Origin of the sequence: Breoghania sp. (assembly GCF_963674635.1) — a bacterium.
Lineage (GTDB): Bacteria > Pseudomonadota > Alphaproteobacteria > Rhizobiales > Stappiaceae > Breoghania.
The window spans coordinates 123,810-150,184 of sequence record NZ_OY771475.1 but is presented as its reverse complement, the minus strand read 5'-3'; the positions used below and the strand labels follow the sequence as shown (position 1 = coordinate 150,184).

At 62.4% G+C, this 26,375-nt stretch carries 19 protein-coding genes and 1 tRNA gene; 8 read left to right on the top strand and 12 right to left on the bottom strand.

What is annotated here, in order from left to right:
- Positions 1–75: 75 nt before the first annotated feature.
- Positions 76–2,385, bottom strand: a complete 2,310-nt coding sequence (locus ABGM93_RS00630; RefSeq protein ID WP_321502478.1) for a xanthine dehydrogenase family protein molybdopterin-binding subunit — start codon at positions 2,383–2,385, stop codon at positions 76–78.
- A gap of 272 nt (positions 2,386–2,657) precedes the next feature.
- Here ABGM93_RS00630 and ABGM93_RS00625 point away from each other — a divergent pair, with 272 nt between their 5' ends.
- Positions 2,658–3,686: a DMT family transporter gene (locus ABGM93_RS00625; RefSeq protein ID WP_321502476.1), complete on the top strand. Its 1,029-nt coding sequence runs from the start codon at positions 2,658–2,660 to the stop codon at positions 3,684–3,686.
- A 20-nt stretch (positions 3,687–3,706) separates the two neighbouring features.
- Here ABGM93_RS00625 and ABGM93_RS00620 read toward each other — a convergent pair whose 3' ends face one another.
- On the bottom strand, positions 3,707–4,609 hold the full coding sequence (locus ABGM93_RS00620) for a helix-turn-helix transcriptional regulator (RefSeq protein WP_321502475.1): 903 nt from the start codon (positions 4,607–4,609) through the stop codon (positions 3,707–3,709).
- A gap of 252 nt (positions 4,610–4,861) precedes the next feature.
- Positions 4,862–6,526: a long-chain fatty acid--CoA ligase gene (locus tag ABGM93_RS00615; RefSeq protein WP_321502473.1), complete on the bottom strand. Its 1,665-nt coding sequence runs from the start codon at positions 6,524–6,526 to the stop codon at positions 4,862–4,864.
- A 296-nt stretch (positions 6,527–6,822) separates the two neighbouring features.
- Here ABGM93_RS00615 and pgi point away from each other — a divergent pair, with 296 nt between their 5' ends.
- A complete protein-coding gene (gene pgi, locus ABGM93_RS00610) occupies positions 6,823–8,406 on the top strand; it encodes a glucose-6-phosphate isomerase (protein WP_321505685.1) in 1,584 nt (527 codons plus the stop codon).
- Positions 8,407–8,514: 108 nt separating this feature from the next.
- Here pgi and ABGM93_RS00605 read toward each other — a convergent pair whose 3' ends face one another.
- On the bottom strand, positions 8,515–8,985 hold the full coding sequence (locus ABGM93_RS00605; protein ID WP_321502472.1) for a BA14K family protein: 471 nt from the start codon (positions 8,983–8,985) through the stop codon (positions 8,515–8,517).
- Positions 8,986–9,292: 307 nt separating this feature from the next.
- A tRNA-Lys gene (locus tag ABGM93_RS00600) sits at positions 9,293–9,368 on the bottom strand.
- Positions 9,369–9,597: 229 nt separating this feature from the next.
- Between ABGM93_RS00600 and ABGM93_RS00595 the strand changes: the two genes are divergently transcribed.
- A complete protein-coding gene (locus ABGM93_RS00595; protein WP_321502470.1) occupies positions 9,598–10,305 on the top strand; it encodes an HAD family hydrolase in 708 nt (235 codons plus the stop codon).
- Between the two features lie 87 nt (positions 10,306–10,392).
- Here the strand turns inward: ABGM93_RS00595 and serA are convergent, their stop codons facing one another.
- The 5 genes from serA to ABGM93_RS00570 form a co-directional block, all read right to left on the bottom strand.
- The gene (gene serA, locus ABGM93_RS00590; protein WP_321502468.1) at positions 10,393–11,637 is read right to left on the bottom strand and encodes a phosphoglycerate dehydrogenase; all 1,245 of its coding nucleotides are present in this window, start codon (positions 11,635–11,637) and stop codon (positions 10,393–10,395) included.
- Between the two features lie 476 nt (positions 11,638–12,113).
- Positions 12,114–12,686, bottom strand: coding sequence for an acetolactate synthase small subunit (gene ilvN / locus ABGM93_RS00585; protein WP_319775626.1), 573 nt, complete (start codon positions 12,684–12,686; stop codon positions 12,114–12,116).
- Positions 12,687–12,704: 18 nt separating this feature from the next.
- On the bottom strand, positions 12,705–14,471 hold the full coding sequence (locus ABGM93_RS00580) for an acetolactate synthase 3 large subunit (protein WP_321502466.1): 1,767 nt from the start codon (positions 14,469–14,471) through the stop codon (positions 12,705–12,707).
- A 396-nt stretch (positions 14,472–14,867) separates the two neighbouring features.
- The gene (locus ABGM93_RS00575) at positions 14,868–15,851 is read right to left on the bottom strand and encodes an HWE histidine kinase domain-containing protein (protein ID WP_321502464.1); all 984 of its coding nucleotides are present in this window, start codon (positions 15,849–15,851) and stop codon (positions 14,868–14,870) included.
- 385 nt (positions 15,852–16,236) lie between these two features.
- Complete coding sequence (locus tag ABGM93_RS00570; RefSeq protein WP_319775623.1) at positions 16,237–16,782, bottom strand: NADPH-dependent FMN reductase; 546 nt, start codon at positions 16,780–16,782, stop codon at positions 16,237–16,239.
- Positions 16,783–16,915: 133 nt separating this feature from the next.
- Between ABGM93_RS00570 and ABGM93_RS00565 the strand changes: the two genes are divergently transcribed.
- Entirely contained in the window at positions 16,916–17,350 is a 435-nt protein-coding gene (locus ABGM93_RS00565) for a helix-turn-helix domain-containing protein (RefSeq protein WP_321502462.1), read from the top strand.
- A gap of 109 nt (positions 17,351–17,459) precedes the next feature.
- Here the strand turns inward: ABGM93_RS00565 and ABGM93_RS00560 are convergent, their stop codons facing one another.
- Positions 17,460–18,221, bottom strand: a complete 762-nt coding sequence (locus ABGM93_RS00560; protein WP_321502460.1) for a PadR family transcriptional regulator — start codon at positions 18,219–18,221, stop codon at positions 17,460–17,462.
- A 578-nt stretch (positions 18,222–18,799) separates the two neighbouring features.
- Between ABGM93_RS00560 and ABGM93_RS00555 the strand changes: the two genes are divergently transcribed.
- Both ABGM93_RS00555 and ilvC read left to right on the top strand, forming a co-directional pair.
- On the top strand, positions 18,800–19,471 hold the full coding sequence (locus ABGM93_RS00555) for a TetR/AcrR family transcriptional regulator (protein WP_321502458.1): 672 nt from the start codon (positions 18,800–18,802) through the stop codon (positions 19,469–19,471).
- Positions 19,472–19,554: 83 nt separating this feature from the next.
- Positions 19,555–20,574, top strand: a complete 1,020-nt coding sequence (ilvC, locus tag ABGM93_RS00550) for a ketol-acid reductoisomerase (protein ID WP_321502455.1) — start codon at positions 19,555–19,557, stop codon at positions 20,572–20,574.
- A 409-nt stretch (positions 20,575–20,983) separates the two neighbouring features.
- Here the strand turns inward: ilvC and ABGM93_RS00545 are convergent, their stop codons facing one another.
- Positions 20,984–22,921: a methyl-accepting chemotaxis protein gene (locus ABGM93_RS00545; RefSeq protein WP_321502454.1), complete on the bottom strand. Its 1,938-nt coding sequence runs from the start codon at positions 22,919–22,921 to the stop codon at positions 20,984–20,986.
- Between the two features lie 450 nt (positions 22,922–23,371).
- Between ABGM93_RS00545 and ABGM93_RS00540 the strand changes: the two genes are divergently transcribed.
- Positions 23,372–24,286, top strand: a complete 915-nt coding sequence (locus tag ABGM93_RS00540) for a PhzF family phenazine biosynthesis protein (RefSeq protein ID WP_321502452.1) — start codon at positions 23,372–23,374, stop codon at positions 24,284–24,286.
- A 466-nt stretch (positions 24,287–24,752) separates the two neighbouring features.
- Complete coding sequence (locus ABGM93_RS00535; RefSeq protein ID WP_319775616.1) at positions 24,753–26,345, top strand: 2-isopropylmalate synthase; 1,593 nt, start codon at positions 24,753–24,755, stop codon at positions 26,343–26,345.
- Positions 26,346–26,375: the final 30 nt, after the last annotated feature.

Sequence of the window (26,375 nt, the reverse complement as noted above, 5' to 3'; positions counted from 1 at the left end):
CGATCACCCGCTTCCCGTGTCCCCGTCCCGGGTCCGCTTGTGCGCACAATTGCACCGCAGTGAGCATTGCCTGCCTCAGGTTTGCGCAGCCCTGATTGCGGACCAGACACGCTCCGGCGTCGCGGGCATGTCGATATGGGTAACGCCCGCGCCACGACGCAGCGCATCGCCCACCGCGTTCATGACCGCGCCGCACCCGCCGATGGTTCCGGCCTCGCCCGCCCCCTTGATGCCGAGCGCGTTCGTCGTGGACGGCACGTTGCGGGTCTGGAAGTCGAAATCGGGCAAGTCTCCGGCGCGCGGCAAGGCATAGTCGAGCAGCGAGGCCGTAATCAGCTGGCCGTCCGCGTCATAGACGGTGTTTTCCATCAGAGCCTGACCAATGGCCTGCGCGACGCCGCCATGGACCTGTCCGGCGAGCAGAAGCGGGTTCACCGTGACGCCGAAATCGTCCACGATCGTGTAGCGCAGCACTTGCGTGACACCGGTTTCCGGATCGATTTCCACCTCGCACACATGGGTGCCGTTCGGATAGGTCGCCTCCTCCTGCTTGATGCGGGCCTGTGAGGCAAGATCGGCCGGATCGGACGCATCCGCCGCGATCTGAGAGAGGCTCACCGCCTGATCCGTCCCCACCACACGAACCATGCCGTCGACGAGTTCCAGATCGCCCGCGCCCGCCTCCAGCCGATCGGCGGCCAGCGCCTTGATCTTTTCAGCCAATGTGCGCGAGGCCGTGTCGACCGAGGGCATGCCGATGGGAATGGAGCGCGAGCCGCCCGTGCCACCGCCGCTGGCGATCCGGTCGCTGTCGCCCTGCACCACATCGATCTCCTCGATATCGAGCCCAAGGATTTCGGCTGCCACCTGCGCATAGGCCGTGGCGTGGCCCTGCCCGTTGGTCTGGGTGCCGATGAGCAGCGTCACCTTGCCGGAAGCATCGAGCGCCATGTTGACCTCTTCGGACCCCGCAAAGGCGCAGGCCTCGATATAGGAGGACATGCCGATGCCCCGATACTTGCCGCGCGCCCGCGCCTCCGCCGCGCGCGCCTCAAAGCCCGCCCAGTCGGCCTCCGCCATGGCCTTGTCCATGTGGGCGGAAAACTCGCCCGTGTCATACATCCGGCCCGTTGGCGTCGTGTAGGGGAGGTTTTCGCTCGCAATGAAATTGCGACGGCGGATTTCCGCCGGGCCGAGACCCGTCTCCACGCCTGCCTTGTCCACCAGCCGGTCGATCAGATAGGCGGCCTCGGGCCTCCCCGCCCCGCGATAGGCATCGGTGGGCACCGTGTTGGTGTAGACCCCGCGCACCCGCACATGCAGCGCCTCGATATCGTAAAGCCCGGTGGACATGGACGTTCCCACCCACGGAATGAACGGGGCGAACTGGTGCAGATAGGCGCCCATATTCGCGGTCACATCGATCCGCAGGCCGAGGAAGCGCCCTTCCGCATCCATCGCCATCTCCGCATGGGTGACATTGTCCCGCCCCTGCGCGCAGGCCACGAAATGCTCCATGCGCTCGCTGATCCACTTGACGGGCCGCCCGAGCTTCTCAGCCGCCACAAGGCACAGCGGATATTCGCGATAGACGAAAATCTTCGTGCCGAAGCCGCCGCCCACATCGGGCGTGATGACATGCAGGCGGGCCGGGTCGATCTTGAGAATGTCAGCCGCCACGATATCGCGCACGGCGTGAACACCCTGCGTTCCGACCGTCAACGTGTAGCGCCCCTCGTGGTCATCATATTCCGCAACACAGCCGCGCGTATCCATGTAGTTGGACACGAGCCGGTTGTTCACGATGTCGATGGAGGTGACGCGGGCAGCCTCGGCAAAGGCCGCATCCGTCTTCGCCTTGTCGCCATGCCCCAGTTCGAAGGCGAGATTGGTGCCCGTCTCAGGCCACACCAGCGGCACATCTTCGCCAAGGGCCTGCGACGTCTCCACCACCACGTCGAGCGGATCGTATTCCACCTCGATCAGCTCCGCCGCCGACTTGGCAGCCTCCACGCTGTCGGCCACCACGAAGGCGATTGCATCGCCGATGAAGCGCACCGTGTCGGAACACAGAACCTCGCGCGGCGGGACGGCGTGTTTGGAGCCATCGACCTGAGGCATCACCGCCTTGGTCGGCATCAGACCCAGATCGGGAATATCAGCCGCCGTCAGGACCAGATGGACGCCCTCGGCCGCACGGGCCGCATCGACGCCGGAAAGGGTGATCCGGGCATGGGGCATGGCGGAACGCACCATGTATCCGTGCAAGGTTCCCGCCGGCGTGATGTCACCGACATAGCGCCCATGACCGGTGATCAGGCTGGGATCTTCCTTGCGCCGCACAGGCGCGCCGATGCCGAACTTGGCGTTGACCGGTTTGTTCATGCCCAAAATGCCTTCAGGGTTGTCGTCGCATGGCAAGCCGCAAGCCTGTCGCTTGCACCCGCACCTGACGCAACGAGATAGGTAAGGTGTCGATACGTAAGCTTAACCAGTCCCATCCCGCTTATCCAAGCCCCGCCTCGCGATTTGATACGTAAAATTCCACAAATCGCGATATCGTGGGTCGCGTTCGCAGGCCCTTCGCATGCTCACCGAAGCGACCTTGCGGAAAATTCCCCCTATCGATCCGCCTTTCCGCAGGGTATAGCCCATCCATGCCCGATACGTCTCCGCCCTCCGATGCCCCCTCGCCCGCCAACGATCCGCACTGCGAACCGCCGCAAGGCACCGGGCAGGCCGATCAGGCTGGCAAAAGCGCGAAGCGGCTTCGCGCATGGTGGGAGACGCTTCCCGGCAATACCCGCGGCGCAATCTGGATCCTCGTCGCCTGCTTCTTCTTCACAATCATGACCGCGCTCATAAAGGTGGTGGGCCAGCGGATCCACGTTTCCCAAATCCTGCTGGCGCGCCAGATCGTGATGACCTTCATCGTCGCGCCGACGATCCTGAGTTCCTTCCCCGATTCCCTGCGCACCGCGCGCCCCGGCCTGCACCTGTCGCGCATCCTTCTGGCAAGCGGCGCCATGATCCTGGGTTTCTCAGCGGTCATTCACCTGCCGCTAGCCGATGCCACAGCGATCTCCTTCGCCAAGAGCTTCTTCGTCACGATCTTCGCCATCATCATCCTGAAAGAAACCGTCGGCATCCATCGCTGGAGCGCGGTCATTCTGGGGTTCATCGGCGTGGTGATCATGCTGGATCCGACCGGAAGCGGCCTGCAAAACGTTTATGGCCTGATGGCCGTCGGCGGCGCGGCCTGTGCCGGCATGGTCATGATCCTGATCCGGCAGATGTCGAAGACCGACCGCCCGGTCACCATCCTGACCTACCAGGCGTGCGGGGTGGGGCTCTTGATGATCATCCCGTCATGGATCTACTGGGTGACACCGACCTGGACGGAAGTCATGCTGATGCTTGCCATCGGCTGCATCGCGTGGATCGCCCAGATGTGCAACATCCAGGCCTTCAAGGCCGGGGAAGCAACAGCCATCGCCTCGCTGGATTACACACGCCTGCTCTATGCCACGGTTTTCGGGCTGATCCTGTTCGGCTCCCTTCCGGGAATGAACACGCTCGTGGGTGCCGGGATCATTATTGCCGCCTCGCTCTATACCGTGCACCGCGAGGCCCAGCTCAACAAACGCTTCGTGCGTGCGCCGGAAGGGCGCGGCTACAACAACTGAGCCGCAACAGACGGCGCGCTTCACCGGCCGTTGAACTGAACGCGCCCGAGACCACTGACGTCATAGCCACCAAGCTCCGCCGTCATCTGCGCGAAGTCCGTGCTGCGGCAAAAGGCAAAGAGCTTCTGAAGCGGCGGCTCGAACCAGGCCCGACGCCACACGAGCAGGTCGTAACGCTCGCGCGCGACCGGCACGAAATCGAGCTGAAACCGTCGCGCCAGAGCCGACAGCCCGAAAGAGGCATCCGCCTTGCCCTCCAGCACCGCCAGCGCCGCATCGCGCTCATCACGCGCCGGGCTTCCGGCAGAAACCAGATCCTCCGCCTTCAGGCCCTCGCGCGCCATCAGGATCTCCATCAAACGCTGGCTGCCTGCCTTGGGTTGGCGCGCCATCACGCGCTTTCCGGCAAGATCCCCGACGCCCGCGATCCCCAGCGGATTACCCTTGGCAACGATGAGCCCGCGTTCGCGCCATGCCCATTCCACCAGAACCACAGGCCTGTAGCCGAACTGATCGGAGATGATGCCCGTGTTCCAGTTGGTCTGCGCCTCGTCGCCGACAACCGGCTCCGGCACATGCAGACCGGCGGCAACGCCGCCCGCTTCTGCAAAGCGTTCGATCCCGTCGAAGGAACCGTCGAACAGAGAGGCGAGACCGGAGCCGGATTCGCGCAAGGCCCATTCCAGAAGCGGATCATGCGAGCCCAGAACCACGTTCGGACGGTCTTCGGCATGCGGGGGCAGTCCCTCGCCCGCACTCTCGATCCATGCCAGCACCGCTTCGCGCGGGAACAGCAGCTTGCCGGTGGCGCGCGAATGGGGCACCGAGCCCGCGGCCACCAGATCGTAGACCTTGCGTTCCTTGACCCGCAGGAGTTCCGCCATCTCGCGCGTGGTCAGATAGCTTGGCATGGCAGACGTCATGAAGGCCCCTTGGCTTCGAAGGCGACGGACACAGCGGCAAGCAGCCTGAGGACCGGCATCGCCCCCTGGAGTGGTGAGCCGCCCATTATTACAACTGCCCCCGCGTTCGCGTACAGACGCAATTGATGCGCTGACGCGACAAGGCGCAATTGATGCGCTGACGCGGCAAGGCGCACGCCGACAACTGCCGACATGCGCCTTGCCTATGCCTTTCGCGCGCCACGAACCGCCGCGAAACGGAGTGAAGGACGCCTATTCGGCGGCCTGATTGCCGGCCTTGGCACGTTCCTCCTCGACCAGTTCCTTCTTGGAAAGCTTGCCCACGAGGGTCTTGGGCAACTCATCGCGGAATTCAAAGGCGCGCGGCATCTCGATGGCCGACAGGTGATCCTTGAGAAACACCTTCAGTTCATCGGAGCTGAGGCTCGCACCCTCCTTCAGCTTGACAAAGGCCTTCGGCGCCTGGCCGCGATAGTCATCGTCTATGGCGATGACGATGACCTCCTCCACCGCCGTATTCTGATAGATCGCCTCCTCGATCACGCGCGGATAGACATTGTAGCCGGAGCAAATGATCAGGTCCTTGATCCGGTCGACAAGGTGGATGTAGCCGTCCTCGTCGCGATACCCCACGTCGCCGGTATGCAGAAAGCCGTTCTCCACGGTGCGATTTGTATCGTCCGGACGTTCCCAGTAGCCCATCATCACTTGCGGGCCACGGACACAAAGCTCGCCCTTCTCGCCCTCCGGCATCACCACATAGGGATCTTCCAGCGAACGGAATTCGCATTCCGTCCAGGCGAGCGGCTTGCCGATGGAACCAGCGCGCGGAGGTTCATCGCTCGGATTGCAGGAAACCACGGGCGAAGCTTCCGTGAGCCCGTATCCCTCCACCAGGGTGCATCCGGTCAGCTTCTCGAAATTCTCCTTCACCTCCACAGGCAGCGGCGCGCCGCCCGACAGGCACATCCGAATGGAGGTGAGATCGTAATTGTGCGTCAGCGGAGAATTGTTGATCGCGGTGTAGATGGTCGGCACACCGGGAAACAGCGTCACGCGCTTCCGCTTGATGTCATCAAGCAGCATCTTCAGTTCGAAGCGTGGCATGAGCACCATTTCCGCGCCGATCAGTATCGACAGGTTTTGCGCCGCCGTCATCGCGAAGACGTGGAAGAAAGGCAACACGCAGAGCATCACCTCATCGCCCGGGCGGGCGTCGGAAAAGAAGATCCGCATCTGTTCCATATTGGCGGAAAGGTTTGCATGGCTGAGCATGGCCCCCTTGGGCACGCCGGTCGTGCCGCCCGTATATTGCAGGACCGCAACATCCGTTTCAGGAAACGTCACCGCCTCCTGCGCGATGGGCGGGCCGTTTACAAGATCGGTGAAGAACAGGTGTGCATCGTCGCGCGAGATCTTTGCCCGATCCCCGCGTTTGAAGAGCTGGAACAGGAGCTTCTTGGGCTGGGGCAGGATCTCCGCCATGGGACAGACCACGATCTGTTTCAGCCCGCCCTTGGCGCGCACCGCCTCCACCTTGTCGTAGATGACCTTGAGATCGAGCGTGACCATGATCTGGGTGCGGGAATCGCGCGCCTGAAAATCGATCTCGCGTTCCACGTAAAGGGGATTGTAGTTCACGACCGTGCCGCCAGCCTTCAGGATGGCGAAATAGCAAACCGTGAAATACGGCGTGTTGGGCAGGCAGATGCCCACATGAACGCCGCGCTTGACCCCAAGCTTGCGAAACCCCTCCGCAGCGCGATTGACCAGATCGCCAAGCTGTTTATAGGTCCAGACCTTCCCCATGAAATCCATCGCCGGTCGCTCCGCAAACCGGCGGACCGCATCGTCGAGATATTCCGGCATCGGTCGTGGCGTGAAGACAAGCTCCTCCGATGTCGCTTCGGCCGTCATTGCGTTTCTCCCTTTATTTCCCCTCCGCGCAACCGACGGGGTGTTTGCCGCGTTTTGAACGCGGTCAGCGCTCTTTTTGTGTCGTGCGTCTGCCCGTGACTTTGGCATGGTTTACGCGAACGTCAACTCCATGCCGTAACGTCACTCGTCATTTTCAGCATTCGCACACGCGCTGACAGAACACGAAAAACCGACTAGCCTTCCGCACGATAGCAAGATGGAGCACCCGACTCATGATGGCGACACATCCCTCCACGGACGAGGCGCTGCGATCCCTGCACGCGCATCACCATGAGATGTCCGCCCAATCCCTGAACGACCTGTTCGAGGGCGATGCGGATCGATTCGGACGTTTCTCCTGTCAGGCGGCGGGACTGCTTCTGGACTTTTCCAAGGTCCTGATGAGCGAGGAAACGCTGAAGCGGCTTGCCGCACTCGCGCAGGCGGCCGGGGTGGAAGCGCGACGCGACGCCATGTTTGCAGGCGACAGTATCAACGCCACCGAACAGCGCGCCGTGTTGCACACCGCTCTTCGCAACCGCTCTGACGCACCTGTGACGACGGGTGGCGTGGACGTGATGCCACAAGTGCGCGCGGTGCTTGAGCGCATGTCCGCCTTTGCCGAGGCCGTGCGCAGCGCTCATATCCGCTCCTACACCGACGCCCGGTTCACCGACGTGGTGAATATCGGTATTGGCGGCTCAGATCTCGGTCCCGCCATGGCAACCGCGGCACTCGCCCCCTATCACGACGGCCCGAGGCTGCACTTCGTTTCCAATATCGACGGGGCCCATCTGGCCGATACGCTGAAGGATCTCGATCCGCGCTCCACGCTTTTCGTGATCGCCTCCAAGACCTTCACCACCGCCGAAACCATGACCAACGCCGCCAGCGCCCGCCGCTGGCTGGTGGAAGCCCTGGGCGAGCCGGCGGTCAAGGCCCAGTTCGCCGCCGTTTCCACCGCGCTCGATGAAGTCGACGCCTTCGGCATCGCGAGCGACCGGGTCTTCGGCTTCTGGGACTGGGTCGGCGGACGCTATTCGCTATGGTCGGCCATCGGCCTGCCCCTGATGCTGGCCATCGGCCCGCAGCGTTTCTGCGCGTTTCTGGGCGGCGGACATGCCATGGACACCCATTTCCGGCAGGCCCCCATCGCGGAGAACCTTCCCATTTTGATGGGACTGATCGGCGTCTGGCACCGCAACATCTGCGGCTACCCGACCCGCGCCTTGCTGCCCTATGACCAGCGCCTGCGGCTTTTGCCCAATTATGTTCAGCAGCTCGACATGGAAAGCAACGGCAAGCGCGTCACGCTTTCCGGCGAGCCCGTGGCTGGCCAGACCGGCCCGGTCATATGGGGAGGTCAGGGCACCAACGGCCAGCATGCCTTTTTCCAGCTTCTCCACCAGGGCACCGACGTCATCCCGGCGGAGTTCATGATCGCAGCCAATGGCCACGAGCCGCACTTGCGCGATCATCATGCCATGCTTGTCGCCAATTGCCTGGCGCAAAGCGCGGCTCTCATGCGTGGCCGCACACTGGACGAGGCGAAAGAGCAGCTGCGCGCAGCCGGCAAGGACGAGGCGACCATTGAGCGGCTCGCCCCGCACAAGGTCTTCCCCGGCAATCGCCCCTCCACCACGCTTGCCTATGATCAGCTCGACCCGGACACGCTCGGCGCGATCGTCGCGCTTTACGAGCACCGGGTCTTTGTCGAAGGCACGATCTGGAACATCAATTCCTTCGACCAGTGGGGCGTGGAGCTTGGCAAGGAACTGGCGACCGCCCTTCTGCCCAGCGTGAAGGGCGCGGAACCGCCCGCCGACAGCGATGGATCCACCAAGGGCCTGCTGACGGCAATTGCCGAGCGCAGCCGTTAGAGCGTTCCGGGTTTGCAAGACAGGCCCTACAAAGAAAAAGGCGCCCCTTGGAGGGCGCCTCGACTTTCGCACTGTCTTCACACGGTCTGCTGACGCTGATCCACCGCGCTAGCGGCAGAAGCGCTTGCGACCGCCATAGGTCGTGTAATAGCCCGTGCGGGGATTGAACGAGCGATACTTGCGCGAACAGTAGTCATGCCATGCCGGCGTCCAGGGCTCATAGCCGCCTCGGGCGCGCGGAGCATAGCCGCGACGCATGCAATCGTTATAGGCCCGGCGATAATTGCGGTTCCAGTCGCCGGATGACTTGCCGGCGCCCGCAATTGCGCCCACGCCGGAACCGATGGCCGCACCGCGCCCCCAGCTTCCCGTGACCGATCCGATCACACCGCCGACAATGGCCCCGCCAACCGCACCGCCGGCAACATTGCCGCCGGTATTGGTCGCGCGGTTCGCATAATCGCGCGCATAGGCATCGCACCGCGCGCGTGACTGCGCGGAGGCATCAACCGCCATCATCGTCAGACCCGCCAGGGCCACCGCGATCGCAAGAGCCGTTTTTCCAAGCTTGTACGCCATAGCCCACCTCCCATTTCTCAAGCTCCAACGAGCTTGACCCTGAAACAGTTCCGCCGGCAAACCTGGCGAAACCGCAAACATGCGCATTGGGGATCCCTTGCGGCAGGGCCGCACGGATACCTGCGACACCCATGATACTACGCCAAGAGGGAAAAGTGTGCAGTGATAGAAGTCATCGCGAACCGTGCATTTTCCGAAGCGGAAACTGCACGATGGGCCAGAAGAACACCGCGGCATGCACACGACGCCGATCGGCTGCAAGGCAACCGTTTCGAAAGTCTCGGATTTCAGGAAAGAAGAGAGAGAATGGTGGGTGAGTGGGGGCTCGAACCCCAGACCCGCTGATTAAGAGTCAGCTGCTCTACCAACTGAGCTACACACCCGACCTCCGCGAAACCGCCACTCGGTGCGGCGCGGTGAGGGCTATATATCGATGCTCGAGAGAGAGTGCAAGCGCCCAGTCCCGCTTTTTCCACTCTGGGGAAAACCTCACACCAAAAACAAAGCTGAAAAGCCGCGCATGACGTAGCGCGCTCCGATTGCCTGCGCCCGTTTTTCGCGCCAGATTTGCCAAAACAATTTTTCCCCTCCATGCCGGATGGACCAGCCTTCATGCCCACGCCCCGCCGGATCGACCTGATCGCCTTCGATGCCGATGACACGCTTTGGCACAACGAGCACTATTTCCGCCTCACCGAGACGCGATTCACCGAACTGCTGGCCGATTTCGCCGAGCCGGATCACCTGCTGGAACGGCTTCTGGATGCGGAGCGGCGCAACATTCACCAGTATGGATTCGGCATCAAGGGCTTCACCCTGTCGATGATCGAAACCGCGCTGGACGTGACGCGGAACAAAGTCCCTGCAACAGTCATCGCAGAGATCCTGAACGCCGGGCGCGACATGCTCGCCCACCCCGCCAATCCCCTGCCCCATGTCCAGGAGACGCTGGAGGCTCTTGCGGGACGCTACCAGCTGGTTCTTATCACCAAGGGCGACCTGTTCGATCAGGAGCGCAAGCTCGCGCAATCGGGACTGGGCGAACTCTTCGACGGGGTGGAGATCGTTTCCAACAAGACGGTGGAGACCTATCGCACCATCTTCGCCGCCATGGGCGCAGAACCGACCGCAGCCGTGATGGTCGGCAACTCGCTGAAATCCGATATCGTCCCGGCTCTGGAGGCGGGCGCCTGGGCGGTGCATATCCCCTATGAAATCACATGGGCGCTGGAACACCACGACGAGACACCGGAAAACGAGAAATTCCGCGCCATCCGGGACATGAGTGAACTGGGCGGCGTGCTGGCGGAAATCGGCTGATCGGCGCCGCACAACGAAAAGCCCCCGCATGGCGCACATGCGGAGGCTCGTTCATCTCCCGGCACCTGAGGGGCGCCTCAAAGCGGGTCACACGCGGTTCAGAAGCCTTGCGCGGATCGTGCCGGGCACGGCGCGGATCTGTTCCAGGATCTCCACCGAGTTGCGGACCTGGCCCTCGATGTCCACCACCACATAACCGATCTCGCCGTCGGTCTGCAGGTGCTGGGTGACGATGTTGAGGTCGTTGGCGGCAAACAGCTCGTTGAGCCGCTTCAGCGAGCCCGGCGTGTTGTCGTGCACCTGAATGAAGCGGGTGGCATCCGTGCCCTTGGGAAGCAGCACCTGCGGGAAATTCACCGTGCCCATGGTGGAGCCCACATCGGAATATTCCACCAGACGCCGGGCGACTTCCTCGCCGATACGCTCCTGCGCCTCTTCCGTGGAACCGCCGATATGCGGCGTCAGGATGACGTTTTCAAACTCGCGCAGGGGGCTGAGGAATTCATCCGAATTCGACTTCGGTTCCACGGGGAAGACATCGATGGCCGCACCCGCCAGATGACCGCTGCGCAGCGCCTCCACCAACGCATCGATATCGACCAGCTTGCCGCGCGCATTGTTGATGAGGAAGGAGCCCTTCTTCATCTTGGCGATTTCCGCCGCGCCGATCATGCCGCGCGTCTCCGGAGTATCGGGCACATGCAGCGACACGAAGTCGGAAACGGCCAGAAGCTGTTCCAGGCTTTCCGCCGGGCGCACATTGCCGTGGCTGAGCTTGTCGACCTGATCGAAATAGATGACATGCAGGCCCATGGCTTCGGCCAGCGTGGCGAGCTGCGTGCCGATATTGCCGTAACCGATGATGCCCAGCGTCTTGCCGCGCACCTCGCGCGCGCCCGTAGCGGACTTCATCCAGCGCCCCTCATGGGCGGCCGTCGATTTCGGGATGATGCCGCGCATCAGCATGACGATTTCGGCAATCGTCAGCTCCGCCACCGAGCGGGTGTTGGAGAACGGCGCATTGAAGACCGGGATGCCCCGCTTCTTGGCTGCCGGAAGATCGACCTGATTGGTACCAACGGAAAAGCAGCCCACAGCCACCAGCGACGTCGCGGCCGCGAGCACCTCTTCGGTCAGCTGGGTGCGAGAACGGATCCCGAGGATCTGAACGCCCTTCAGCGCCTCGATCAGGGCATCCTTGTCATGAGCGGTCTGCACACGTTCGACATTGGTGTAGCCGTTTTCATTCAGCACTGTGACGGCGGATTGCGAGATGCCTTCCAGCAGCAGCCAACGGATCTGGTTCTTGGGACGGGAGAGGCCAATGCTCATAACGGCACACACTTTCGTTTTGAACGGGCGTTTTGAATGGATGGCGATGCCGCAGCGTTGCAACCGCCGCGTGGGGCCTGACTTATACGCCATGCCGGGAGGAGATCAACGGTGGGCGGACTCAATTTGCACCGGCGCGCGTTTTGCGTCGCTGCACGGCAAGTGTGGCGCGCCCCGTTCCCGGTCCGATTGAACGTGCGGAAGAGGACAAGGCGGTTTCACCGTGTCGCCTCCGGGAAATGTGGCCTTTGGTGCGTGGGGCCTTTGGTGCGTGGGGCCGATCCTTCGAGACGCGCCCTTCGGGCGCTCCTCAGGATGACGTTGTGGATGTGGCTGGCTTCTTGCGTTCTCACAACACGACAACGTCATCCTGAGGAGCCTGCGTCAGCAGGCGTCTCGAAGGATCGGCCCCTGCCCTCCCGCAAACACCCCCGCAAGAAAAAACGGCGGCATCTGCATGCCGCCGTTTTTCAAAATCAGATCCCGTCGCCGCCGCGCTGGACGGCGGCGATGCCCGTTCGCGAGACCTCCACCAGCCCCAGAGGCTTCATGATCGTGATGAACTGTTCCACCTTGGAGGTGCGACCCGTGATCTCGAAAGTGAAGTGATCGGTCGTAGCGTCGATGACGCTGGCGCGGAAGGCGTCGCCGAGGCGCAAGGCCTCCAGCCGCTTTTCGCCAGCGCCCTTCACCTTTACCAGAGCCAGTTCCCGCTCAAGCGGCTTTTCCTGACCGGCTTCCTGCGCCTGCACGGTCAGGTCAACCACCCGATGAACCGGCACCAGCCTGTCCAGCTGGTGGCGGATCTGGGTAATGATCATCGGCGTACCGGTGGTCACGATGGTGATGCGCGACAGGTGCGTCTCATGCTCCGTCTCGCTTACCGTGAGACTGTCGATATTGTACCCGCGGCCCGAGAACAGGCCGATGACGCGCGCAAGCACGCCGGGCTCGTTGTCCACGATCACCGACAGGGTGTGCGTCTCCACATGGTCGCTCACCGAAGTGAGGAAATAGGCGGAGGGTGCGTTTAGGTTCTGAGCGTTCATGTCATTCCCCCCTGGGAGCTAAACTAGCATCTTGCCTTCATCGGAAATCGCCTTGGCGACGGCCTCGTCATTGGCCTCGTCCGGCAACAGCATCTCGTTATGCGCCTTGCCCGAGGGTATCATCGGGAAGCAGTTGGTGAGATTGGCCACCCGGCAATCGAACAGCACCGGCCGTTTGACCGAGATCATCTCAGCCAGCGCATCGTCCAGATCGCCCGGCTTCTCGCAGCGGAAGCCGACGGCGCCATAGGCCTCTGCCAGCTTCACGAAATCCGGCAGCGATTCCGTGTAGGAATTGGATAGCCGGTTGCCATGCAGCAATTGCTGCCACTGGCGCACCATGCCCATGTACTGGTTGTTCAGGATGAAGACCTTCACCGGCAATTCGTGCTGAACGGCGGTGGAAAGCTCCTGAATGTTCATCAGGATGGAGGCATCGCCCGCGATATCGACGACGAGACTGTCGCGATGCGCGCATTGCACGCCGACAGCCGCCGGCAGGCCATAGCCCATCGTGCCCAGGCCGCCGGACGTCATCCAGCGGTTTGGCTCCTCGAAACCGAAGAACTGCGCCGCCCACATCTGGTGCTGACCAACTTCGGTCGTGATGTAGGTGTCGTGGCCCTTGGTCGCCTCGTAAAGCCGCTGGATCGCATATTGCGGCATGATCACGTCGCTCGACTGCTTGTAGGCCAGGCAATCGCGCGAGCGCCAGATGTCGATCTGCTTCCACCACGCCTTCAACGCCGTGTCGTTGACCTTCAGCGCAGACGAACGCCAGATGCGCACCAGATCCTCAAGCACATGCCCCACATCGCCGACGATCGGCAGGTCCACCGTCACGTTCTTGTTGATGGAGGAGGGATCAATGTCGATGTGGATCTTGATGGAATTGGGCGAGAAGGCATCCACGCGACCGGTGATGCGGTCGTCAAAACGTGCACCGACGCAGACCATGACGTCACAATCGTGCATCGCCATGTTGGCCTCATAGGTGCCGTGCATGCCCAGCATGCCAAGCCACGCGTCGCCGGAGGCCGGATAGGCGCCAAGACCCATCAACGTGGAGGTGATGGGCGCACCGGTGAGCTGGATCAGCTCGCGCAGCAGGTGACAGGCCTGCGGGCCGGAATTCACCACGCCGCCGCCGGTGTAGAAGATCGGACGCCGCGCGGAGGCGATGATGTCCGCCGCCTGCCGGATCGCGCCCATGTCGCCCTTGATCTGCGGACGGTAGCTCTTGTGCTCCACCCGCGTCGGGCCTTCATATTCGCCCGTGGCGAACTGAACGTCCTTGGGAATATCGATGACGACCGGGCCCGGCCGACCCGTGGTCGCGACCTGGAAGGCCTCGTGCAGGATGCGCGGCAGATCATCCACATTGCGCACCAGCCAGTTGTGCTTGGTGCAGGGCCGCGTAATGCCGACTGTGTCGCACTCCTGAAAGGCGTCATTGCCGATGAGCGGAACCGGCACCTGCCCGGTAATGCAGACAAGCGGAATGGAATCGAGCATGGCATCGGTGAGCGCGGTGACCATGTTGGTTGCACCCGGACCGGAGGTGACGAGAACGACGCCCGGCTTTCCGGTGGAACGCGCATAACCTTCGGCAGCATGACCGGCGCCCTGTTCATGGCGCACAAGCACATGCTTGACCTCATCCTGCTGGAAGATCTCGTCATAGATGGGGAGCACCGCGCCGCCGGGATATCCGAACAGATATTCCACGTCGTGGTCCTTCAACGCCTGCAAGACCATTGCGGCGCCTGTCATCTCCCGTGTCATACTCTCATCCTCGTCTCTTCGCCGGTTTACCCCCGGCCCGCGGCCCGCGCGTAAAGGGCCCTGCCACTCACCATATCAGATGCCAGAACCGGCTTGCTCACGGCCGTTCGGGCAATAAAAAAGGGCCCTTAGGGGCCCTGCTGCGCACGTCACCATTCCCGACAGCCTCAGGCCGTCGTGGCAGCGCGCGCGGTTCCTACAAGAATGAGCATCTGCATATTCGAATTCCTCTGGCGACCGGACGTCCGATCACGTTGGGGCGAAACTAAGCGGGCGCGGAATGAGGGTCAAGCGAAAAGTCGCGAATATTTCGCCACAGCCCCGCACGATTGACGAAAGTTTCACAAGGCTGCGCCGGACCCCACGCGGAATAGATGGAGCCGCGATTTGCGCCGGTCAGCCCATGGGAACGACGATCTCGCAATGCATGCCTGAGGGCGTGAACTTGCGCTCCACCGTGCCTTCCAGCTGCATCGGCATCACCTCTTCGATGATGCGCGAGCCGAAGCCGATCCGGTCAGGTGCCACGACATTGCTCAGACCGTCCTCGGTCCAGTCGATCTTGAGCGCCCCTTCCACAAGTCCCCACTGGACCGTCAGGCGACCGGCGGGGTCGGTAAAGGCCCCGTATTTGGCCGCATTGGTGGAAAGTTCGTGAAAGGCCATGCCCAGCGCCTGCGCCTGGGTGGAGGTGAGTTTCACGCGCGGACCGCGAAGCGTGATACAGCCCCTCCCTTCATTGCGGAACGGGGTCAGCTCCCCTTCCAGCAGATCGGAAAGCTGCATGCCGTCCCAGCCACCATTGACGAGAAGCTGATGTGTGCGCGCCATGGCGTCGATGCGCTGTCCGAACACCGTATTGAAGCCGTCAATGCTCTCCGCCTGCGCACCGGTGCGCCGCGCAATGACGGTAATGGTCGCCAGCATGTTCTTTATGCGGTGGGCGAACTCATGCGAAACCGCGTCGCGCATCTGTTCCGCCGCGACTTCCTGCGTCACGTCTTCCGTGTGCTGGACCACGCCGCATATATGGCCCTGCTCGTCATGAACAGGCGCATTGCGACAGCTCCACCAAACCTCACGATTGCCGCCACCTTCGTCCTCCGGAACGGCAATGGCATAACACTGGCGATCGAGAACCGTGATTTCTCCATCGAGCGCGCGCCTGAACGCCTCCTCGAAGGGAGCTGTCACCTCTTCGCTTGCGGGAAAGACGGTGAAGACGTGCTGGCCGACAAGCTCCTCGCGCGTACGTCGGGTCGCGGCGAGATAATGCGCATTCACCTCGACAAAGCGAAGCTGCCTGTCGAGCACCATGCAGGGCGTCGGCAGGTCTTGTAGCAGACGACGGTAGTCAATCGCGCGATCCATGACGGTCATCGCCGTTTCCGTTCCTATCCTCCCGCACATTGCGGGCGAAATACGCACTCGCAAGCCACCCGACGGATCAGGCTCGGCCAGCATTCTTTCCCCAACCACGCAGCAGGTCAGCAAGAAACACTGGTCAGAAGCCGGCCCGCGCCAAGCCACCGCGTTTTAGGGAACATTGCAACACGTATCGGAAAGGACTGCCGTTGAAAAGCAGCAACATCGCACGCCCGGAATTTAGGGAATTCGATTAGGTATTTTTCTACATATTTAAGGCAAAAACAACAACTTGGCTCCCCTTCCCCCCTCTGCGCGAATCCCTTTCGCCGGCTCCGAATGCGGCGGCGAAAGGGCAACGGAAGGGGAAAGGCAAGAGCGAAGATCGCGAACGAACCCGTCAGCCGACCTTCTCGATCCATGCGTGGAAGGTGTCGACAAACCCTTGCAGGAACGCCTTCGTTTCTGCGTTGGTCACGTTCCCCGCCTCATCGAAGAGCTCTTCCTTGTAGGAGAAATAGACCTCCGGCTGGGTGAGCAGAGCGGTGCCGACGACGGCCGCCACATGGCGAAGCTGGCCCTGAGCAACCGCAGCACCGACCGCGCCGGGGGACGTGCCGACAACCGCAGCGGGCTTTCCGGCCCAGGAATTCTGGCCCCACGGCCGCGTTCCCCAATGCAGGGCATTGTCGATGGCGGGGGAATAGGTGCGGTTGTATTCCGGTGTCACGAACAGAACGGCGTCGCTCGATTCGATATCGGACTTGAGCCGCAGGACAGACGCAGGCGGCGTTTCCCACAGGTCCTCGTTGTAGAGCGGCAGATCGCCGATCTCGACGAACTTGAACTGAAGCTTGCCCTCGGCGAGACGGGCGAGACTTTCCGCGAACTTGCGGTTGATGGAACCGGCCCTCAGGGAGCCGACGAGCACAGCAACGGTTTTCATTGAGATCAACCCCGTATACATTGGTAACCGGCTCTACATCGGTGACCTTTTGCTGCGGCGCAAGATGGCACTTTATTGTCACCTGGTCACCTCCATGAAACCGGGTGACGTCCAGGTTCCTGAAGAAGACACAATGGCTTACATATCGGAAGACTCGGTTGTTCAGCTTGCCGAGAGGCGCCCGATCCCTTCATCGGATGCCGAAACCATCGACGGATCCCAGCCCGGACAATGCACCCGCGCCAATGAGGTGATCTCGCTGGTGGGCGACAAATGGAGCGTCCATATCGTGATGCTGCTGGGTCAGGGGCGGCATCGTTTCATGGAAATCAAACGCGCGGTGGACGGCATTTCGCAGAAGATGCTGACCGTAACGTTGCGCGGTCTGGAGCGGGACGGCTATGTGACCCGGACGGTCTTTCCGACCATTCCGCCGAAGGTGGAATATGAACTGACGGATCTTGGCCGCGATCTGCTGATCCCCTTGCGCGCTCTGGGCTCCTGGGCGCTTGAAAACCACGCCCGCGTGGTCGCCGCCCGTCAGGCCTATGACGCGCGCGAGGAATAGGGCGGGCTGTTTTGCGGATATAAAGACAGGACCCGGCGCGAAACGCCCGGGCCCTTCTTCCAACGCCTTGTTGGTGCGCCGCCCGGCGTGACGGCGCAATGCAACAGCCTCACAGGCGCTCGATCTTTCCCGCAGCCTCGTCGATCAGAGCGACAAGCTCATGCAGCTTGTCCTCGTCCACGCCCGCGACCAGCCGGTTGTGAATGACCTCGCGCAGATTGTGCATGGCGCGGCGGACCGGCACCGCGTCGGTACGTTCCTGCATCACCGAAACCGCATCCAGACGTTTCAACAGCGCCTCAACCACAGGCTCCTGTTCAACGAGATGCTGCGCACCGGCTTCAGTGACCGCAAAGAGCTTGCGGGCCCCCTCGCTGGGAGCTTCCGAGATGAGGTCCATTTCGGCGAGCATCGTCAGGCTCGGATAGACGACACCGGGGCTCGGCGCGTATGCGCCGCTTGTGCGCTCCTCAATGGCACGGATGAGATCATAGCCGTGGCGCGGGGTCTCGCTGATCAGCTTCAACAGCACGAGCCGAAGCTCCCCGCCATCGAACATCCGCCGCCGCCCGCGGCCGCCATGAGGGCGGCCACCGCCGCGCGGACCGAAATCCTCGTCAAAGCCGCGACCGCGACCGCCGCCGCGCATGCGCCTCTGCGGACCCTCGCCGCAATTCTCGCCAAAGCCATGCTCGCCGCGCCCGTAGCCGCCGCCGCCACATCCCGGCCCGCTGCCAAAGATCCGGCCCTGATCTTCCTCGCACGCATGGTCGCGACCACGACCCGCGCCCCGACCGGGACCATGACCGGCGCCATGACCGCGCCCATGATGGCCGCAACATCCGCCATGCGGACCGTGTCGACCTTGCATATGTCCATTCCCTTTCACGGCTGGTTAGCCTCCGTTTTCCTAATTCGATAGCTCTAAGATATATCTTAGATGAATTTTTGCAAGGATATCAATGTACGGTTTTCTCGCCTGGCAGCCCGACATCAAGGATACGGCCCGCCATAGCGAGATAAATGTCAATTCACGGAAGCGCCCTGACGACCTGTGCCACCCAAGCCTGCGGCCCGCCGGACCACCTGCCCGCGATCATGAAACGGACTTGAGCACCGCCCCTTGACTGCCCGCCCGCCAACAAAAGCGCGCAGGCAGCTAATGGGCCGCGGCCCCGCTCCCCCTTAGTCCGGCCCTACCTGCAACGAACGTTTAAGCGGCAACTGAAACATCCCGCTTGACTCCCGGTGGCGATGGCGCAATTGTAACGAACCGTACGGTACGGTTCGGCTCTGCGACACGGAAGCAGCACCGGAGCCATGAGGACTGAGCGGCTTGTCGGATCGCCCCGAAGCAGGCCCTCCGAAGCCCCCGGCCCCGCTGTACGAACCGGAACCAAGCCAGCCCGCAAGAGACTGGCCGAGACGACAAGACTTTGGGAAACGCCAATGCCCCGCGCCGCCGAACAGGCCGATAGCAGCCATGACAGCACCTTCACGCCGCGCCAGGCGGCGGTGCTGACCTGTGCGTTGTCGCTGCTGGTGGAAGGCGGCGAAAAGGGTCTGACAACCGCCGGCCTCGCCCGCGCGGCCAATTGCTCCAAGGAATCCATCTACAAGTGGTTCGGCGACCGCGACGGCCTGCTGGCAGCGGTGGTGACCTTCCAGGCCTCCAAGGTGCGCCCGCTCGGTGCGGATGAAGCCGCACTCGACGCTGCAAGCTATCGCAAACGTCTCGTCATCTTTGCGCGCGAGCTTCTCACGGTTCTGGCCGGAGACGTTTCGCTTGCGCTCAACCGGCTCGCCATCGGCCAGGCCTCGCGGCCGGAAAGCCCACTCGGCACGTTGCTGGTGGAACGCGGCAAGCATTTTGTCACCGCGCGCGGACGCGCCCTGCTTCTGGCAGGCAAACGCCAGCGCCATCTCGTCTTCGATGACGCCAATGCCGCCTATTCGACATTCTACGGCCTCATCGTGCGCGACACGCACCTGCGGCTTCTGCTGGGCGACGCGCTGGAGCCGGGCGAGGAGGATTTCTCAGCCCAGGCCGAGAACGCAGTGAACCAGTTCTGCCGCCTCTATTGCACCGAACGCTCGCTGGAGGCGCTTTCGAACGCTTGAGAATTCCGCTTCAGCCTCTTGGGGAGCCCCTGCCGGAGCGGCTGGAATTTAAGAGATAAAACAAACACGTGGAAGGAGATAACATGCGCGTTTATTATGATCAGGATGCCGACCTCAATCTCATCAAGGACAAGAAGGTCGTCATCATCGGCTATGGTTCGCAGGGCCGCGCCCACGCGCTGAACCTGAAGGATTCCGGCGTCAAGGAAATCGTCATCGCGTTGCGCGCCGATTCCAACACCGCCAAGAAGGCCGAGGCCGATGGCTTCCAGGTCAAGAACGTTGCGGACGCCGCCGCCTGGGCCGACCTCATGATGATGGCCACCCCGGACGAGCTGCAGGGCGACATCTACAAGGACCACATCGCCCCCAACATCCGCGACGGCGCCGTGCTGGCCTTTGCCCACGGCCTGAACGTGCATTTCGGCCTGATCGAGCCGAAGTCCACCGTTGACGTCGTCATGATCGCCCCCAAGGGCCCGGGCCACACCGTGCGCTCCGAATACTCGCGCGGCGGCGGCGTGCCCTGCCTCGTGGCCGTGGCGCAGGACGCCTCCGGCAATGCCCTCGACGTTGCGCTCGCCTACGCCTCCGGCGTGGGTGGCGGTCGCGCCGGCATCATCGAGACCACCTTCAAGGAAGAGTGCGAGACCGATCTCTTTGGCGAGCAGGCCGTTCTGTGCGGTGGCCTCGTGGAGCTGATCCGTGCCGGCTTCGAAACCCTGGTGGAAGCCGGCTACGCACCGGAAATGGCCTATTTCGAGTGCCTGCACGAGACCAAGCTCATCGTGGACCTGATCTACGAAGGCGGCATCGCCAACATGAACTACTCCATCTCCAACACCGCTGAATGGGGCGAGTACCGCTCCGGCCCGCGCGTTGTCGGCGCTGAGAGCAAGGCCGCGATGAAGAAGGTTCTGGAAGAGATCCAGTCCGGCCAGTTCACCTCCGAGTGGATGCAGGAATGCAAGGCCGGTCAGGCCCGCTTCAAGGCCACCCGTCGCAACAACGACGCCCACCAGATCGAGGAAGTCGGCGAAAAACTCCGCGGCATGATGCCGTGGATCAAGCAGGGTGCCCTGGTCGACAAGTCCAAGAACTAAGTTGGCCCGCTCGGCTGGGGCGATCCACGGCTCTTTGTTCCTCTGCGCCGGTCAAAGCCGGTCGCGGGGGATCAAGCAGGCCGCCCTGGTCGACAAGTCCAAGAACTAAGTCGGCTCCGTCGGCTGGCGCGATCCACGGTTCTTCGGTCCTCTGCGCCGGTCAAAGCCGGTCACGGGGGATCAAGCAGGGTGCCCTGGTCGACAAGTCCAAGAACTAAGTCGACCCTGTCGGCTGGCGCGATCCACGGCTCTTCGGTCCTCTGCGCCGGCCAACGCCGGTCGCGGGGGATCAAGCAGGGTGCCCTCGTCGACACACTGAAGCCCCTTCGGGGTCGCCAGACCTCAAAAAGCGAAGCCCCGCCCGGACAGTCCGGACGGGGCTTTTCTCATTCAAGCGCGGGTCACGGCTTCAAGCGGCTGCGACAGCCTTCAGAAACCGTGCGATCTCCTCGCGGAATGTCGCGGACTTGGATGTTGCGTCACCACTCGCGGTGAGCATCGAGGCCGCCGACTGGTTGGTCTCGTGCACCGCCTCATCCAATGAACCGATATTGCGCACGACGGTCTGGGTCAGTTCGGCCGCATTCTGAATATTGCGGCTGATTTCCATCGTCGCGACACCTTGTTGTTCCACCGCCGCCGCGATCGCGGACGTATAGCCGTTCACCTCATTCATCGTGCCGGAGATGGCGCCAATCGCGTTCACCGTATCTTCCGTTGCCGCCTGAATGGACGCGATCTGCGTGGAGATTTCCTCCGTCGCCCTGGAGGTCTGGGTGGCCAGTTCCTTCACCTCTGCGGCCACGACCGCGAAACCGCGACCGGCCTCCCCCGCCCGAGCGGCTTCGATGGTGGCGTTGAGCGCCAACAGGTTCGTCTGTTCCGCGATGTCACGAATGAGCGAGACAACATCGCCAATCTTCTGGGCCGAATGCGCCAGACCGGCCACCTTTTCGTTGCTCGATTGCGCCGCGCTGTTGGCCTGGGCCACGATTTCCGTGGTGCGCACGACCTGATTGGAGATTTCCGAAATCGATGACGACAGCTCTTCCGCCGCCGAGGCCACGGTCTGCACATTCCCCGCCGCCTCTCCGGAAGCCTCCGCCGCCGCGCTCGCCTGCTCCGCACTCGCTGCCGCGACACTCTCAAGGCCTGCCGCGGTCGATTGAAGGCCCCTGTTGGTCGCCTCCACGGAGGAAAGAAGATCCTGAGACGAGGCGCGGAATGTCGCGATGAGTTGCTCGATGCGTTCCTGACGCGCTTCCCGTGCCTTCTGGCTCTGGCCCTGTTCCGCCTCCAGCCGTTCCCGTTCAATCGCGTTGACGCGGAAGATATCGGCCGCTCGGGCCATATCGCCAATCTCGTCGGCACGGCCCGTGCCCTGCACCTCGATATCGCGCGCCCCGCCTGCAAGCGCGACGATATCGTCGGCGACGCGCTTCAGTGGCTTCAGAACCGAGCGGTTGGCGAAATAGAGGATCAAGCCCACGATCGCGAGAAGCAGACCGCTGAGCGCAATGCCGGTGAGTTGCGCGGTCAGGGCAATGGCACGATAGGCGGACCGATCAACCGCAAGCAGCGCGACCGCGATCGGCTTGCCCGAATAGTCGCCCACCGAAAGGCGCGTGATCTGGTAATCGCCGCTCTCGATCCGACTGCCCTCACCGGTCAGCTCGTTCATGAGCCCCGTAGGCGAGACCGTTTCTGGCAGAGTGTTGCCGATCACATCGTAGCCATCGTCCGTGGGACGCAACACCGCCAACCGGTACCCGCTCTGCGCGGTAAAGGCAGCGACGAACTTGTCGTGAAAACCGAGCCCGAATTCGACCGAGCCAATATGCTCGTCCCCCTTGAACACAGGCACGACGCCACGATTGCCGATCCCCGCGACGCCCTTTTCCAGCCCCCAAACCGGTTTGGCTGTCGCGTTGGTCTTGACCACGGTCTTGCGGAACCCGGAAAGATCATCGCCCGACTTTTCCACCTTGTGCACCCGCAGGAACGAGATCGCCGGCGGCAGATGGAACTGGAACTGACGGACGCCGAAAGTCTTCTTCAAATCCGCAAACGAGCCGGCGAACTCCCGCGCAAGACCATCGCGATCGCCAGCGGCGAACCTCTCCTGCACCCCGGCATCTCCGGCAACGAGGCTCGCCAGCATCAGCGCCTGCTGACTTTCCGATGCGATCATCGCCTTCAATTGCTGCCCGGCCCCCTGCACCTCCCGCGTGAGGGCCGTCTCCGCCATATGCTCCGACACCCATTGGGTGACCGCGAAAATTGCGACCGATGAAAGTAAAGCCAACCCCACGATCACCAGAGTCAACTTTGCACGAATGGTTTTCATCGCCATTTCCTCACCATCAGAACAGGACGCGGCCTACCCGTTATTACTCCCTAGTGAATTGTGACGTAAAAGTATGTACATTCACTTAAGTTCTTTACCAACAGCCCACTGCGCCACTTCGGATCTCCCGGCAACCGGTACCAGATCCAGGGCGCATCGCGACACGGCAATCGGATTTACGCAAAATTAACCATGAGGCACGGAACTGCCCAAATACGCAAAGCACCTTGGAAAACACGCCCGTTCTTGGTTTTTGCAGAGAAATTATAGCCGTTCGGCATGACTTGACGGGAAGGCGCCCCGAAATCACACTTGCCGTCCGCCAAATTCCTGCCCTTAAGGGATTTATTTTATTGGCCGCCCTGCCCACCTTTCAGGTATTGGAAGGCGTTGAGGGACCGTCCCACACGTTGCGATGCGAACGCCAATTTGAAGCCGGGAACACTTCTGATGCCGCACCCTTACGCTATCCTCGACGTCTTCACCAACCAGGCGCTTTCGGGCAATCCGCTGGCGATCGTGCTGGAGGCCGACGGGCTTGACGATGCGGCGATGCTCAAGATCGCAGGGGAGTTCAACCTCTCCGAGACGGTCTTCGTGTTCAAGTCGGAAAACCCGGCCCATTCCGCCCGCATCCGCATCTTCACACCGGGACGTGAGTTGCCTTTTGCCGGACATCCCACCATCGGCACGGCCGTTTTTCTGGCCAGTGAACGCTTCGGCGATCTGGACCGCCCCCAGGACGCCATGGTGGTGCTGGAGGAAAAGGTCGGACCCGTGCGCTGCGGCGTGAAGCTGACCCCCAACGCGGCGAGCTTTGCCGAATTCGACATTCCCCGCCTGCCCCAGCCCGTTGGCATGAGCCTTGGAGACAAGGCCGAAGTGGCCACCGCCCTCAACCTCAACAGCGCGGATATCGGTTTTGAAAACCACCGTCCCAGCACCTATGAGGCGGGCGTTCCCTTCGCCTTCGTGCCGCTGGCCAGCCTTGATGCAATGGCGCGCGCAAGGCCCAATCTGAGCGCCTGGGAGGCCGCCTTCGGCGACGGCGATCACAACCACGCCTTCCTCTATTGCCGCGATCATCGCAACCACCGCGCGACGTTCCGCGCCCGCATGTTCGCCCCCTCCATGAGCATTGGCGAGGACCCGGCGACCGGGTCGGCGGCAGCGGCCTTTTCCGGCGTGATCATGAATTTCGACAAGCCCACCGACGGGACCCATTACATTCGAATCGAGCAGGGTTTCGAGATGGGCCGCCCGTCACTGATCGACCTGGAAATCGATGTGGAAGCCAATGCGCTGGACGCTGTACGTATTGGCGGCCAGGCGGTCATTGTAGCGCGCGGAGAGCTGTTCCTTTAGGGCACGCGGCGACACAATCAGGAAGTTTTCGCGAGTCACGCCTCACAAAGTGGCTTGCGCGATCTCAAATCATCGCCTAAACACCGTCGTTAATCATTCGGCAATCGCCAGCCGCGAAACTGACGGCAGGCAGAGCCTGAGATTTTGGCAAAGCATCGTTCCCGATACTGAGACGGGAACCTGCAGCACTGGAGAGTAACGGGACCCATGATCGCCCGCCGCACCATTTCGGCACTTGCGATCGACGCGCATCCGCGCGGCGTCCAGTCTCTTGCTGCCCTTCTTTCCCTTTCGCTTCTCGGCGCGCTCCTCCTTATCTGCCCCTGAGCGTCGACTGCCCGTGTTTGAGGGCGGGCACTCAGGGGATTTCAAGACATCGAGCCACAAGCCAGCACGAAAGTTTTTGCCCGGCCTCCTTTTCACGCATGAGGTCCCGGCACTCGGATACCGAAGGATACGCCCAGTCATGACCGCCCAGAACACCGGCACCGAAGCCAATAACGGCGCTGTAGCCGCCGCCACCGATCACGTCCGCATCTTCGACACCACCTTGCGCGACGGCGAGCAGTCGCCCGGCGCCTCCATGACGTTTGAGGAAAAACTGCAGGTCGCGGCCCTGCTCGACGAGATGGGTGTGGACATCATCGAGGCCGGGTTTCCGATCGCCTCCACCGGCGATTTCGAGAGCGTTCAGGAAATCGCGCGGCGCTCCAGGAATTCCGTGATCGCGGGCCTGTCTCGCGCCTCCTTCAAGGACATCGACCGCTGCGCCGAAGCCGTGAAGCCCGCCGCACAGGCCCGCATTCACACCTTCATTTCCACCTCCCCCATTCACATGAAGTACAAGCTGCAAATGGAGCCGGAAGCGGTCTTGCAGCATGTCAGCGACAGCGTGGGCCGTGCCCGCAACTGGGTCGATGACGTGGAATGGAGCGCGGAGGACGGCACCCGCACCGAGTTCGAGTTCCTGTGCCGCTGCGTGGAAGCGGCCATCAAGGCCGGCGCCACCACCATCAACATTCCCGACACGGTGGGCTACACCACCCCCGCCGAGTATCGTGAGCTGTTCAAGCGTGTGCGCGAGACCGTGCCGAACGCCGACAAGGCGATCTTCTCCGTCCACTGCCACAACGACCTGGGGCTGGCGGTCGCCAATTCCCTGGCCGGTGTCGAAGGTGGTGCGCGCCAGATCGAATGCACGATCAACGGTCTGGGCGAGCGCGCGGGCAATGCGGCGCTGGAAGAAATCGTCATGGCGATCCGCACCCGCAACGATGTGCTGCCCTACACCTGCTCGGTCAATCCGCAATACATGATGCGCGCCTCCAAGCTGGTCTCTGCGGTGTCGAACTTCCCCGTTCAGTACAACAAGGCCATCGTCGGCAAGAACGCCTTCGCGCATGAAAGCGGCATCCATCAGGACGGCATGCTGAAGAATGCCGAGACCTACGAGATCATGAAGCCGGAAGACGTGGGCGTGAAGGCGACCTCGCTGGTCATGGGCAAGCATTCCGGCCGCCACGCCTTCCGCGAGAAGCTGCTGGAGCTGGGCTTTGAGCTGGGCGACAACGCCTTTGCCGACGCCTTCCGCCGCTTCAAGGATCTGGCAGACCGCAAGAAGAACGTCTACGACGAGGATATCGAGGCGCTGGTGGAAGACGAGATTTCCACGCAAGGCGAGATGTCCAAGGTGATCGCGCTGACGGTCATCGCCGGCACCGGTGGCCCGCAGAAGGCCATTATCACCATGGATGTGGATGGCCAGCACATCACCAAGGAAGCCAATGGCGACGGCCCGGTGGACGCCACGTTCCGCGCCATCCGCGAAGTGCAGCCGCATGAGGCCAAGCTGGCGCTCTATCAGGTGAATGCGGTGACCGAGGGAACGGATGCCCAGGCGGAGGTTTCTGTCCGCCTGCAGGAAGACGGACGCATCGCCACCGGCAAGGGCGCGGATACCGACACGCTGGTTGCCTCCGCGCGCGCCTACGTCTCCGCACTGAACAAGCTGGCCCTGCGTCAGAAACAGACCATGCCGGATGCCCTGAAAGCCGGTTGAGGCTGAGCATCACGCGCCTTTGAAATGACA

Excerpts from the sequence above, each read along its gene's own strand:
- ABGM93_RS00630 (WP_321502478.1), bottom strand. The coding sequence starts at position 2,385 with ATGAACAAACCGGTCAACGCCAAGTTCGGCATCGGCGCGCCTGTGCGG.
- ABGM93_RS00625 (WP_321502476.1), top strand. The coding sequence starts at position 2,658 with ATGCCCGATACGTCTCCGCCCTCCGATGCCCCCTCGCCCGCCAACGAT.
- ABGM93_RS00620 (WP_321502475.1), bottom strand. The coding sequence starts at position 4,609 with ATGACGTCTGCCATGCCAAGCTATCTGACCACGCGCGAGATGGCGGAA.
- ABGM93_RS00615 (WP_321502473.1), bottom strand. The coding sequence starts at position 6,526 with ATGACGGCCGAAGCGACATCGGAGGAGCTTGTCTTCACGCCACGACCG.
- pgi (WP_321505685.1), top strand. The coding sequence starts at position 6,823 with ATGTCCGCCCAATCCCTGAACGACCTGTTCGAGGGCGATGCGGATCGA.
- ABGM93_RS00605 (WP_321502472.1), bottom strand. The coding sequence starts at position 8,985 with ATGGCGTACAAGCTTGGAAAAACGGCTCTTGCGATCGCGGTGGCCCTG.
- ABGM93_RS00595 (WP_321502470.1), top strand. The coding sequence starts at position 9,598 with ATGCCCACGCCCCGCCGGATCGACCTGATCGCCTTCGATGCCGATGAC.
- serA (WP_321502468.1), bottom strand. The coding sequence starts at position 11,637 with ATGAGCATTGGCCTCTCCCGTCCCAAGAACCAGATCCGTTGGCTGCTG.
- ilvN (WP_319775626.1), bottom strand. The coding sequence starts at position 12,686 with ATGAACGCTCAGAACCTAAACGCACCCTCCGCCTATTTCCTCACTTCG.
- ABGM93_RS00580 (WP_321502466.1), bottom strand. The coding sequence starts at position 14,471 with ATGACACGGGAGATGACAGGCGCCGCAATGGTCTTGCAGGCGTTGAAG.
- ABGM93_RS00575 (WP_321502464.1), bottom strand. The coding sequence starts at position 15,851 with ATGACCGTCATGGATCGCGCGATTGACTACCGTCGTCTGCTACAAGAC.
- ABGM93_RS00570 (WP_319775623.1), bottom strand. The coding sequence starts at position 16,782 with ATGAAAACCGTTGCTGTGCTCGTCGGCTCCCTGAGGGCCGGTTCCATC.
- ABGM93_RS00565 (WP_321502462.1), top strand. The coding sequence starts at position 16,916 with ATGGCTTACATATCGGAAGACTCGGTTGTTCAGCTTGCCGAGAGGCGC.
- ABGM93_RS00560 (WP_321502460.1), bottom strand. The coding sequence starts at position 18,221 with ATGCAAGGTCGACACGGTCCGCATGGCGGATGTTGCGGCCATCATGGG.
- ABGM93_RS00555 (WP_321502458.1), top strand. The coding sequence starts at position 18,800 with ATGCCCCGCGCCGCCGAACAGGCCGATAGCAGCCATGACAGCACCTTC.
- ilvC (WP_321502455.1), top strand. The coding sequence starts at position 19,555 with ATGCGCGTTTATTATGATCAGGATGCCGACCTCAATCTCATCAAGGAC.
- ABGM93_RS00545 (WP_321502454.1), bottom strand. The coding sequence starts at position 22,921 with ATGAAAACCATTCGTGCAAAGTTGACTCTGGTGATCGTGGGGTTGGCT.
- ABGM93_RS00540 (WP_321502452.1), top strand. The coding sequence starts at position 23,372 with ATGCCGCACCCTTACGCTATCCTCGACGTCTTCACCAACCAGGCGCTT.
- ABGM93_RS00535 (WP_319775616.1), top strand. The coding sequence starts at position 24,753 with ATGACCGCCCAGAACACCGGCACCGAAGCCAATAACGGCGCTGTAGCC.